Consider the following 12,164-nt stretch of genomic DNA (forward strand, 5'->3'; position numbering starts at 1 on the left):
GCATGCTGATCTCGTATCGCAAGAATTTCCTGTTCATCCACATCGCCAAGACAGGCGGCACCAGCATCCGGGCCGCACTGCGGCCGTATCGCTGGGGAGGCTGGTACAGCATTCCGCTGTGGGCGGCCAGCCAGGTCAGCCAGTTGACGCGCCCCCGGCACAAACTGGGGCTGAAGTTTCCGCGCCACGCCAAGGCCATTGCAGCCAAGGAGATGCTGCCGGAGCCCGTCTACCGTGACCTGTTCAAGTGCGCGATTGTGCGTAATCCCTGGGACTTGCAGGTCAGCTCCTACCACCACATACGGCGCGAGAAGCCGGCGATACTGGAGGGCGTGCGGGACTTCGGCGACTTCCTGCGGCTGAAATTCGATCCCGAACGGCCCTACGACTACATGCTGGACACATCGGCCGAGCTGCAGCACGAATACATCGTGGACCTGCAGGGCCGTGTGATTATCGACTTCATTGGCCGTTACGAACGTCTGCAGCAGGACTTCGACACCATCTGCCAGCGCATCGGCATTCCCACGCCACAACTGCCGCATCTGCGCCGCGCGCACAAGCGCGAGGACTACCGCCGGTACTACGACGACGCCCTGGCGGAGATAGTCGCGCAGCACTACCGGCGCGATCTCGAGGTGCTCGGCTACACCTTTGACCCGCCTGAACCAGCCGATGCGTCCACTACCGGAACCGGCTGACCGCATCCCGCTCGCGGGCATTGGGGATCTCGTCCTCGAATGCCTGATCCACGAGTACCCCGGGAAGCGGAGGATTTTTCGCGCCACGCTGAACGGTAGCGACCCGGTTGTGGCCAAGTTCTACCTGGGCTCGATACAACAGTGGCCCGAATGGCGCCGGGGCGTGCGTGGAGCTCTCCGACTCCAGTCGGCCGGGATCGCAGCCCCGGCGCTACGGCATGCGGGATTCGCGAAGCGGTATCGCGCCTGGCTGTGCGTGCTGGACTGGATCGAGGCCGACGAGCCGTGGCCGCCCGAAGCCCTGCCCGAACAGCTGCATCACCTCCTGCTACGCACACTGGCCGAACACCACCAGGCTGGCCTTCGCCAGCACGACTTGAACTGGCTGAACTTCATCCCGCACGACCGGAAGCTGTACGCGATCGACGGAGACCGGGTCCATTGGCAGCGGCGGGCACTGAACCGCCGCAAGGCACGCGCCCACCTGCTGCGCCTGTATGCCTCGAAATCCCGCCTGCCGGAATCCGAGGTCGCAGGGGGCTACGCGTACTACTGCCGTTTACGTGAATGGCCGTGCACGGAAGACGACATACAGGCCTTTGTGCAGGCCGTGCGGATCGCTCGCCTGCGGCAAGCGAAAAAGGTCGCGGCACGCGCCAGCCAAGGCTGGAAGCACTACCCCCGCAAGCGATACGGACACATCCGGACGATACGGGACCGACGCCACCTGGAAGCCGATACTGTCGAATGCCTGGCAAAGGCGCTCCACGCTAAAGGGACCACGGATGGCTACCCGGATCCTGACACGATCCGGGCGTGCCGCATCGATCTGCCCGCAGGCCCCATGCCCTCCCTGCTGCGTCCCTGGGTCACACGACAGTTGGCATTGCGCACCTGGCGGCATGCGCTGATCCTGCAGCGCCTGGGCATGCCTGTCCTACGGCCTCTCGCGATCACATGGTCCAACGACGGGCTCGGCTGGCTGATCCAGCGAAATCCGCCCGGGCTCCGACCGCTGAGCGCCCGAACCGAGCAACCGCACGAAGCTCAGGACGGAGGGACCATCCTGGAGCAAGCGGACCGCTCCTGGGGCGAGCTTGCCAAGGCGGGCCTGGCGCTGTCACTCGATTCACCGGAAACGCTCGGATGGGACGGGGAACGCGTGTGGTTCATGGATCCACAGGGGCTGAACTTCGGACGCCCGGATTCGCCCCAACTCAGGCAGAGCGTCGAGCGGGCAGTCAGGGCGCTTCGGGCGCGCCTGAATCCGAACGTGCCTGAATCCGGCCCATGACCGCGCTGGTCGAGCAGCCATCCAGGAATTCCAGCACTCGCACCTCGCCTCCGTTCGCCACCACCGCATCGTGTCCGGCGATGGCCTCGGGCCGATAGTCGCCACCCTTGACCAGTACGTCCGGCAAGATCTCGGCAATCAGGTCGGCCGGGGTGTCGTCGGAAAACGGGACCACCCAGTCCACCGCACCCAGCGCCGCCAGCACGGCCATGCGCTGATCCACCGGGTTGACCGGGCGCCCTTCGCCCTTCAGGCGCCGTACCGAGTCATCGTCGTTGACGGCCACCAGCAAGCGATCGCCCAGAGACCGGGCCTGTGAGAGGTAGGCGACGTGTCCCGCATGCAGGATGTCGAAGCAGCCATTGGTCACTACGATGCGTTCGCCCGCAGCCCGCGCCTCCCGTAATACCTGCTGCAATTCGGGATAGTCCAGCACACCCTGTCCGGCGGACTCCGGCGCGTACAGCATGCGCTGGAGTTCGACCAGCGACACCGTGGCCGTACCCAGCTTCCCCACTACGATACCGGCGGCCAGGTTGGACAGGTGCATCGCCTCCTCCAGCGGGGCCCCCGCTGCAAGGGCCCCGGCAAGGGTGGCAATAACCGTGTCACCAGCGCCGGTCACGTCGAAGACTTCGCGCGCCCGGGCCGGCTGATGCACGGTGGCCTGCCCCTGCCGAAAGAGAGTCATCCCCGCCGCGCCGCGCGTAACCAGCAGGGCCTTGATCCCACACTCGTCCAGGATTTGGTGGGCAGCCTGTTCCAGGCTGGCGTCATCCGGGCAGGGGCCCGCCACCCCCTCCAGTTCGGTTAGGTTCGGGGTTACCAGGTCGGCGCCACGGTAGGCCGAAAAATCGCGGCCCTTGGGATCCACCAGCACCGGCACACCGGCCGCGCGGGCGGCCTGAATCAACGGCTGGGGGTCGCGCAGCGCGCCCTTGGCGTAGTCGGACAGAACGACCACGCCACAGTTAGGCAGCAAGGGTTCGATCTGCGACAGCAGATCGTGGGCGATGGCACCGGGGAAGCCGTCCTCGAAGTCGAGACGAATCAGCTGCTGATGTCGGCTGATCACGCGCAGCTTGGTGATCGTGGCCGCCCCCGGCTTGCAATGAAAATGACAGCTCACCCCCGAACCTTCCAACAGGCCCGCCAGTTCTTCGGCCGCCGCGTCATCGCCTGTCATACCGACCAGGTCGGCATGACCACCGAGGGCCGCCAGGTTCAATGCCACGTTGCCGGCACCACCGGGGCGCTGCTCAATCTCGCGCACGTGGACGACGGGCACCGGGGCCTCCGGCGAGATACGGTCCGTACCGCCATGCCAGTAACGATCGAGCATCAGGTCACCCGCGACGAGTACGCGTGCCTGGTCAAATGGGGGGAGGGAGAGTTTCATTGGGAATGACTGCCACCGGGGGCGGCCGGAAGCCCCCCGGAGGGTACGCTGTCAAAGTCCAACGGGATCAGGCGTCGTCCTTGAGGACGTACTGCGTGCCGCAATAGGGGCATAGATAGCGGCCGTCGTCCGTCTCGTCGATTGGCAGGAAGACCCGCGGATGCGAGGCCCACAGCGCCATCTTCGGCATGGGGCAGTGCAGCGGAAGATCCTTTTGGGTAACCGTGATTTCCGTCTGCGCGTTAGCGGTCTCGTACTGTTCCTGGTGATGAGCGGTATCGGGGTTGGCCATGGTGATGTTCTCGCGTGTTGGTCCGAGCTTAGACGTAGGTCAGCCAGCTATCGTGACGGCTGTCGCGGCCCTGTACGACATCAAAATAGCGCGATTGAAGGCGTTCGGTAATCGGCCCGCGCGTACCGGAACCGATCGGGCGGTCGTCCACTTCGCGAATCGGGGTCACCTCGGCGGCGGTGCCGGTAAAGAAGGCCTCGTCGGCGATGTAGACCTCGTCGCGAGTAATGCGCTTCTCCACCACCTTCAGGCCTTCTTCCTCGGCCAGGGCAATGACCGTGCGGCGGGTAATGCCGTCCAGCGCAGAGGTCAGGTCCGGCGTGAACAGCACGCCATCATTCACGATGAAGATGTTTTCGCCACTGCCCTCGGCCACGTAGCCCTCGGTATCCAGCAGCATGGCCTCGTCGTAGCCGCAGCGGGTCGCTTCCTGCAGGGCCATCATCGAGTTCATGTAGTTGCCGTTGGCTTTGGCCTTGCACATGGTCACGTTCACGTGGTGACGGCTGTAAGACGAGGTACGGATGCGGATGCCCTTCTCCATGCCCTCGTCGCCTAGATAGGCGCCCCAGTGCCAGGCCGCGACCATCGCGTGCACCTGAAGGTTGTCGGCGCGCAGGCCCATGCCCTCATCGCCCAGAAAACACATCGGACGCAGATAGGCGCTCTCCAGGCCATTGTCACGGACGGATGCGATCTGCGCGTCGTTCAGCGCCTCGGCGGTATAGGGGATGGTCATACCCAGGATCTTGGCCGAGTTGAACAGGCGCCGGGTATGGTCCTGCAAGCGGAAGATCGCGGGCCCACGTTCGGTCTTGTAGGCGCGGACGCCCTCGAACACACCCATCCCGTAGTGCAGGGTATGGGTGAGCACGTGGGTCTTCGCCTCGCGCCAGGGCACCATCTGCCCGTCCAGCCAGATCACCCCGTCGCGGTCGGCCATCGACATCGTCTTGTTCCTCTATGCGTTCTGGTTCGCGGCCGTCTGCGGCTCGCCGAACACGTCAACCCAGGCTTCGATCACGCGATCGCGCACGGCACAAAGCTCGTCGTCGGGTTCCTCGACCCGGGCGTCGCTTCCCGCCAGTGTCAGGCGGTGAATACGATTGCGCAGATCCCGGTAGGCATCCGCCAGCGCCTCGCTGAGCGCCGTGTCGATCACCCCTTCGCGCCCCAGCATTTCCAGCGTGCGGATCTTGTCCGGCCAGTCACAGACGGCGGGATGATCGTGAGCCGACACCAAAACCCAGTATTGAACCATGAATTCGATATCAGTGATACCGCCACGATCGCGCTTGAGATGGAAGCCACGACCCTTTTTCGAGGCATGTTCGGAGAGCATGCGATCGCGCATCTCCACGACCTCGGCACGCAGAGCCGCGACGTCACGTTCGCGGGTCAGGACCTCGCGGCGCAGGGTATCGAACCGTTCGCCGAGCTCTGCATCACCGGCAACAAATCGCGCCCGGACCAGCGCCTGGTGCTCCCAGGTCCAGGCGGATTCGTCCTGGTAACGCCGAAACGCCTGCAAGCCACTGACCAGAAGGCCGGCCGCGCCACTGGGGCGCAGCCGCGTATCCACCTCGTACAAACGACCCGCCGGGGTGAAGGCCCCCAACAGGTGGACCACGCGCTGGGCCACACGGGCAAAGAACTCACCGTTGTCGATCACCTTGGGTCCTACGGTCTGGGTCTCGTCTCCCTCGCTGTCGTGCAGGAAGACCACGTCCAGGTCCGAGCCGTAGCCCAGCTCGAATCCCCCGAGCTTGCCGTAGCCGATCACCGCGAAACGCGCCGCGCGCCGACCATCCAGAGAGCCGCACTGGGGCTCTCCGTGGCGCTCGACCATCTTCTCCCAGGCCAGTTGCAGCACCCGCTCCAGCAAGACTTCGGCCAGCCAGGTCAGGTGGTCGGATACCTTCATCAGGGGCAGAAAGCCCATGATGTCGGCGGCCGCCACCCGCAACGTCTGCACCTGCTTGAACTGCCGCAACCGATCCAGCATCTGCTCGTGGTCCTGCTCGGGAAACTGCGCCAGCTCGGCCTCTAGCTCCTCGCGCAGCCCGTCACGATCCGGGGGTGCGTACAGCGCACGCGGGTCCAGCAGCTCGTCTAGCAGCACCGGGTGCCGGGTGAGCTGCTCGTTGATCCACGGGCTGGCCGCCACCAGCTTGACCAACTGCGACAACGCCAGCGGGTTTTCCACCAGGAGCGACAGGTACACCGAGCGTCGGGCGATGGTGCGCACCATCTGCAGCGCCCGTGGCAACACGGCATCCGGCGTATCCATTTCGGCGATCGCCCCGATCAGCAACGGCATTAGGCGATCCAGACGCTGGCGACCGGTCACGCTCATCGCGCGCACACCCGGGCTCTCGCGCAGATCGGCGATCCCGCTCAGGGCCGCCTCCACATTCTGGAACTCCGTGGCCTCCAGCACCGCGCGGGCAGCCGGCTCCGCCAGCGCGCCCTGCCACAAACGGTTGAGCTGCTGCTCGCGATCGGTCTCCGGCGAGGCCTCCATCGCCTCCCCGTCCGCCCGCTGTGGCGCTGTGAAGACCTGGTCGAAGTGCGCATGCACCCGCCGCTGCTCGCGCAGCAAGGCCATTTCAAAGGAGGCCTCGTCATCGAACCCCAGCGACAACGCCAAGCGATGACGGTCGTCGCCATTGGAGGGCAGCCGGTGGGTCTGCTGGTCATGCAGCATCTGCAGGCGATTCTCGACGCGTCGCAGAAAACGGTAGGAACGCTCCAGCTGCTCCACGGCATACCCGGGCAGCAGGTCGCGCTCCCGCAAGACGGCCATGACGCCCAGCAGGTCGCGCCGCTGCAGGGCTTGATCACGACCGCCGCGAATCAACTGGAACGACTGGGCAATGAACTCGATCTCGCGGATCCCGCCCTCGCCGTGCTTGACGTCTTCGAAGCGGCCGCGACGCGCCGATTCATCGTTGATCATCTGCTTCAGCTCACGCAGATTCGCGAGCGTGCCGTAGTCCAGGTAGCGCCGATAGATGAATGGACGGAGCCGGCGCATCAGCCGCGCCCCGGCCTCTGGGTCCCCCGCCAACGGGCTCGCCTTGATCAGGGCATAACGCTCCCACTCGCGGCCGTGAGCCTGATAGTAGTCCTCCATCGCGTCGAAGTGCATGACCAGGGGCCCGGAATCACCGAACGGTCGCAGGCGCATGTCCACGCGGTAACAAAAGCCATCGGCCGTCACGTCCGACAGGGCCGCGATCAACTGGCGCCCCAGACGCTGGAAGAACTCCTGGTTCTCGATCGTACGTTCGCCATCGGTCTCCCCCGCCTCCTCGAAGGCAAAGATCAGATCGATATCGGACGAAAAATTGAGTTCACCGCCACCCAACTTGCCCAGCCCCAGAACCACCATGGACTGGGGCTCGCCCTGTGGTCCGCATGGCTGCCCATAACGCGTCTGCAGATGGCGATCAATCCATTGCAGACCGCCTTCGATGAGGGAACGAGCCAGCCGACTCAGGTCGTGCATGACCTCATCAAGACCGGCCTGCCCGGAAAGGTCACGCCACGCAACACGGATCATCTCGCGATGCCGCGTCTCGCGCAGGGCGCGGCGCAAGCCCGCATCGTCCGTGGCACGTTCAAGACGCGACTGCAGCTGGCGGTCAAATTCCTCATCACCACAGGCCGCCACCCGGCCATCCGCGTCCAGCGCCTCCAACAGGTAATCCGGATGCTGGCGCACCGTCTGGACCAGATAGTGACTGAAGGCGAACGGGGTGGCCGCCGACGCCAGGAAGGCCTCTGGCCAGGCAAGCTTGTCGCCGAGCTCGGCCAACAGGTCGCCCACCTCCTGCTGCAACGTTGGCGGCAGACTGGTGGGTATATCGGGCAATGGTTTGTCCATATGCCAAGCCTATCAGCGTTACGCCCCGGGGAGGCCAGCCGCAACCCCAAACTCGGTCATGGGGTATTGACTTGGATGAAAACACAAATAACAATCGTTCTCGTCCAATAAAGCCGCAGTGCGTTTATTCACCCATCAAGGACCGTGTTATGACCTTTCGTCCCTTTGCCTGGCTCATCGGAACCGCCGCCGCCATCGCTGTCAGCATGCCCTTGGTCGGCTGCAGCCCGGCCGACGAGGATGAGGTCAACCTCTACTCCGCACGGCAGGAAAACCTGATCAAGCCTTTGCTCGATGATTTCACCGACCAAACCGGCATCAAGGTCAACCTGGTGACCGGCGGAGCGGACAGCCTGTTGCAACGCCTGCGCCAGGAAGGACGCAATTCGCCTGCCGACGTCTTCATCACCGTCGATGCCGCGCGCCTGCATCATGCCAGCGAAGCCGGCGTTTTGCAGGGCACCGAATCAGATCTTCTTAACGAGAACATCCCGGAACGCTATCGCGACCCGGACGGGCTGTGGTTTGGCCTCTCGTCCCGTGCCCGACCCATCCTTTACCACAAGGACCGGGTTGATCCGGATGACCTCTCTACCTACGAGGCCCTGACCGACGAGAAGTGGGAAGGCCGGATCTGCATCCGCTCCTCCGACAATGTCTACAACCAGTCGCTGGTCGCCGCGATGATCGCCACCGAGGGCGCCGAACACGCCCAGGAATGGGCCAACGGGATCGTGGCCAACATGGCGCGCCCGCCGCAGGGTGGGGATCGCGACCAGATCCGTGCAGTGGCGAACGGCGTCTGTGATATTGCAGTGGCCAACACCTACTACCTGGGCCTGATGCTCGACGGCGAAGGGCGTGATCGCGAGGTTGCCGAACAGATTGGTGTGTTCTGGCCCAACCAGGATGACCGCGGAACCCATGTCAACATCAGCGGTGCCGGCGTCACTGCCCATGCCCCGAACCGCGAGAATGCGATCCGCCTGCTCGAGTTCATGACCTCCAACGAGGCCCAGGAGTGGTACGCCGAGGTCAATCAGGAATACCCCATCCGCGACGACGTGCCCGCCAGTGAAATCCTGCAAGGGTTCGGCGAGTTCAAGTCCGATGACATCGAGCTCTATCGTCTGGGCGACAACAACGCGGAGGCAGTCCGCATCATGGACCGCGCGCGCTGGCGCTAACGCTCTGACTCAAGTGCAATGCCTGACGCCCCCGGTCCTCCCGGGGGCGTATTGTTTTTCACCACGAAGCGCTCACAGGACACGAAGCGAGAGTTAAGGAGACGCTGATTGAATCGCACGTCGGCATCGACACCCCCCCGCGAAACCTTTTCTGACGTTCTCTGAGCCCTCCTTGCTCTGTGGTGAAAAAACCAAGGGCACAGGCAATCCGCCAACCGGAGAGCGGCCATAGTGGTATTCGAAAAAAGAACCTTTATTATTCGCACTCCATGAGTGCCCAGCCCTCCACTCCCGCTGCCGCAACGGCCCACCCGGATCGGCGACGCCTGCCATTCAGTCCCTGGTCGGCCGTCGCCATCCTGGTAGCGCTCACGCTGGCTCTGCCAATTCTGGTGATCTTCGGCCACGTGTTTATTCCGGCTGGCGAAGTCTGGCAGCACCTGCGCGAGACGGTCCTGGCGGACTACGTGACCAATTCCCTGGCGCTTCTGGTCGGTGTGGGCATCGGGGTGCTGCTGATCGGCGTGCCGGTCGCCTGGCTCGTCAGCGTTTGCGAATTCCCCGGGCGCGGCATCTTCCAGTGGGCGCTCATGCTCCCGCTGGCAATGCCGGCCTACATCATCGCCTACACCTACACCGGCATGCTGGATTTCAGCGGCCCGGTCCAGAGTCTGATCCGCGACCTCACGGATTTGGGATACGGCGAATACTACTTCCCCGAGATCCGCTCCCTCGGCGGCGCGATGGCCATGCTCACCCTGGTGCTGTACCCCTACGTGTACCTGCTAAGCCGGGCCGCCTTCCTGGAACAATCGGTCTGCGTGCTGGAGGTCTCCCGCACCCTGGGCGCCGGCCCGTTCGGGGGCTTTCGCCGGGTCGCTCTGCCGCTGGCGCGGCCGGCGATCATCGCGGGTCTGACCCTGGCTCTGATGGAGGTGCTGGCGGACTACGGCACGGTGGCCTACTTCGGTGTCAGCACCTTCACCACCGGGGTATTCCGGACCTGGTATGGGCTGGGCGATCCAGCCGCCGCCGCCCAGCTCTCGGCGGTACTGCTCACCTTCGTGTTCGTGCTGATCGTGCTCGAGCGCTGGTCACGGGCCAAGGCGCGCTTCCATCACACCAGCCGGCGCTACTCCACCCTGCCGCGCTACCAACTGCGCGGCTGGAAGGCCACCGCCGCCTTCCTTGCGTGCCTGCTCCCGGTACTGCTGGGCTTCCTGCTGCCCGCCTTCCAGCTCACACTGTGGACCCTGCAGACCACCGACCTGTGGATGAATGCGAGCTTCGCGCGGCTGGTCTTTAACAGTTTCTGGCTGGCGATCGCGGCAGCCGTGATCGCGGTGGTCCTGGCACTGATCCTGGCCTACGCCCGACGCATGGAGGGTGGCCGTTTCACCACGGTCGCGGTGCGCGTGGCCGGCATGGGCTACGCCGTCCCGGGGACCGTCATCGCCATCGGGGTCATGATCCCGTTCGCCGCCTTTGACAATGCCCTGGACAGCTTCATGCGCGACACCTTCGGCTTGAGCACCGGCCTGCTGCTGTCCGGGACGGTATTCGCCCTGCTGTTTGCCTACGCCGTGCGCTTCCTCGCGGTCTCGCTGCAGACGGTGGAGGCCGGGCTGGGCAAGATCCAGCCCAGCATGGACGATGCCGCACGCTCGCTCGGGATGCGCCCGCTGCAGACGCTGACCCGGGTGCACCTGCCAATCATGCGCGGCACCCTGCTGACCGCGTTGTTGCTGGTCTTCGTCGACGTCCTCAAGGAGCTGCCGGCGACCTTGATCCTGCGCCCATTCGATTTCAACACCCTTGCCGTGCGCGCCTTTGAACTCGCCGGCGACGAACGCCTGGCCGAATCCTCCAGTGCGGCACTTGCCATCGTGCTGGTCGGACTGGTTCCCGTTATCCTGCTGTCGATGACCATCGGTCGCTCCCGTCCTGGCCAGCAGGGCCAAACCCGTGCGACGGAGGAAGAACCGCCGTCCAAACCCCTCGCCATGCCCGCAGGCACGACGAATACGCCATGACTCAGCCAACTGAAGACGCCCTGCAAGTCCCGCACACACCGCTGATCGCCCTCGACGAGGTCGACATCGGCTACGACGGAACGGCTGTGGTCCATCAGGTGTCCCTGGCCTTGCCCAAGGGGCAGATCGGCTGCCTGCTCGGACCATCCGGTTGCGGCAAAACCACGCTTCTACGCGCCATCGCGGGATTCGAACCCCTAATGTCCGGGGCCATTCAGCTCGACGGACGTACCGTCTCGGATGCCCATCGCACGATCCCACCGGAGAAACGCGGCGTCGGCATGGTGTTCCAGGACTTTGCCTTGTTCCCGCACCTCAGCGTGAAGGACAACATCGCGTTCGGCATCCGCCACTGGAGTCGGACGGACCGCGAGGAGCGCATCCTCGCGCTGCTCAAGCTGGTCGGGCTGTCCGGGTATGGCGAATCCTTCCCTCACGCACTATCCGGCGGCCAACAGCAGCGTATCGCCCTGGCCCGCGCCCTCGCGCCGCGTCCCAAGCTGCTGCTACTGGACGAGCCGTTTTCAAGCATGGATGTGGAGCTCCGGAGCGAACTCGCACGGGAAGTGCGCCGCATCCTGCGCGCGGAACACACCACGGCCATCCTGGTGACGCACGACCAGCACGAGGCCTTCGCCTTTGCCGATCGCATCGCGGTCATCCACCAGGGCCGCGTGGCGCAGTGGGATACCGCCTACAATCTCTACCACCGTCCGGCGGATCGCTTTGTTGCGGACTTTGTCGGCGAGGGGACCTTGATCCCCGGAATGGTCTGCGCCGAGCACGTAGTCGATACCGCTTTCGGACAGATCGAAGGTGCCCTGTCGGAGCAGCTACCGCCGGGCACGGCCGTGGATGTCCTGGTACGCCCGGACGACATCGCCATCGACAACGAAGAGGGCACGATCCGCACCGAGATCCTCGACAAGGCCTTCCGCGGGGCGGATTTCCTCTACACCCTGCGCCTGCCGGACGGGATTAGCGTACTGTGCCTGGCCCCCAGCCACGACAACTTCGTGATCGGCGAGCACGTGCGCCTGCGCCTGGATTTTACCCATCTGGTGGTGTTCTCTCGCGGCAGTGGCGTCGACTGTCCCAGCGCCTGAGCCGCTATCCCATCCGGCAGCGCCCGGAACTCCCGTGAGTTGACGTGTTCCGATACCCACACCCGCTCCTCAGGGAAACACGGATCAATGTACCTGCTCGCGTTGGCACCCCAGGTTTTCCGAAACAAGGCGCGGCGTCCAGCGGGTACTGGTTGTACCCGCCCGTTTTGGATGGATTTGGGGCGCAACGCAGGATCGGGGAGCCTGGGGCGCCAACCCGGCAACCTAATAGACGAAGGGGCTTGGCCGCCCGTTGTTGATCA

General features: G+C 64.6%; 9 protein-coding genes. 5 read left to right on the forward strand and 4 right to left on the reverse strand.

The features are described 5' to 3' along the window. Positions 1-2: 2 nt before the first annotated feature. A complete protein-coding gene (locus F462_RS04565) occupies positions 3-701 on the forward strand; it encodes a sulfotransferase family 2 domain-containing protein (protein ID WP_018142159.1) in 699 nt (232 codons plus the stop codon). Continuing rightward, on the forward strand, positions 676-1,995 hold the full coding sequence (locus tag F462_RS04570) for a BUD32 family EKC/KEOPS complex subunit (RefSeq protein WP_018142160.1): 1,320 nt from the start codon (positions 676-678) through the stop codon (positions 1,993-1,995). The genes F462_RS04565 and F462_RS04570 overlap by 26 nt, the downstream gene beginning before the upstream one ends. On the opposite strand, the gene hldE is transcribed toward F462_RS04570, so the two are convergent. The 4 genes from hldE to glnE all read right to left on the reverse strand — a co-directional run bounded on the left by hldE (position 1,943) and on the right by glnE (position 7,575). Continuing rightward, the gene (gene hldE / locus F462_RS04575) at positions 1,943-3,394 is read right to left on the reverse strand and encodes a bifunctional D-glycero-beta-D-manno-heptose-7-phosphate kinase/D-glycero-beta-D-manno-heptose 1-phosphate adenylyltransferase HldE (RefSeq protein WP_026181694.1); all 1,452 of its coding nucleotides are present in this window, start codon (positions 3,392-3,394) and stop codon (positions 1,943-1,945) included. The two genes, F462_RS04570 and hldE, sit on opposite strands and share 53 nt — an antisense overlap. A 67-nt stretch (positions 3,395-3,461) precedes the next feature. Beyond that, positions 3,462-3,686 carry a zinc-finger domain-containing protein gene (locus F462_RS04580; protein ID WP_018142162.1) on the reverse strand — a complete coding sequence of 75 codons (225 nt, stop codon included), beginning with the start codon at positions 3,684-3,686 and terminating at the stop codon, positions 3,462-3,464. A 28-nt stretch (positions 3,687-3,714) separates the two neighbouring features. Beyond that, a complete protein-coding gene (locus F462_RS04585) occupies positions 3,715-4,635 on the reverse strand; it encodes a branched-chain amino acid transaminase (RefSeq protein WP_018142163.1) in 921 nt (306 codons plus the stop codon). A gap of 12 nt (positions 4,636-4,647) precedes the next feature. Then, positions 4,648-7,575 (reverse strand): bifunctional [glutamate--ammonia ligase]-adenylyl-L-tyrosine phosphorylase/[glutamate--ammonia-ligase] adenylyltransferase, encoded by a 2,928-nt coding sequence (gene glnE, locus F462_RS04590; protein WP_038051996.1) that lies wholly within the window; start codon positions 7,573-7,575, stop codon positions 4,648-4,650. A gap of 149 nt (positions 7,576-7,724) precedes the next feature. Here glnE and F462_RS04595 point away from each other — a divergent pair, with 149 nt between their 5' ends. From F462_RS04595 to F462_RS04605, 3 genes are all read left to right on the forward strand, one after another. Beyond that, positions 7,725-8,762, forward strand: a complete 1,038-nt coding sequence (locus F462_RS04595) for a Fe(3+) ABC transporter substrate-binding protein (protein WP_038051998.1) — start codon at positions 7,725-7,727, stop codon at positions 8,760-8,762. 269 nt (positions 8,763-9,031) lie between these two features. Then, a complete protein-coding gene (locus F462_RS04600) occupies positions 9,032-10,795 on the forward strand; it encodes an ABC transporter permease (protein WP_038052000.1) in 1,764 nt (587 codons plus the stop codon). Then, positions 10,792-11,901, forward strand: coding sequence for an ABC transporter ATP-binding protein (locus F462_RS04605; protein WP_038052002.1), 1,110 nt, complete (start codon positions 10,792-10,794; stop codon positions 11,899-11,901). The genes F462_RS04600 and F462_RS04605 overlap by 4 nt, the downstream gene beginning before the upstream one ends. The last annotated feature ends 263 nt before the right edge of the window (positions 11,902-12,164 follow it).

Source organism: Thioalkalivibrio sp. ALJ1, from assembly GCF_000745395.1.
Lineage (GTDB): Bacteria > Pseudomonadota > Gammaproteobacteria > Ectothiorhodospirales > Ectothiorhodospiraceae > Thioalkalivibrio.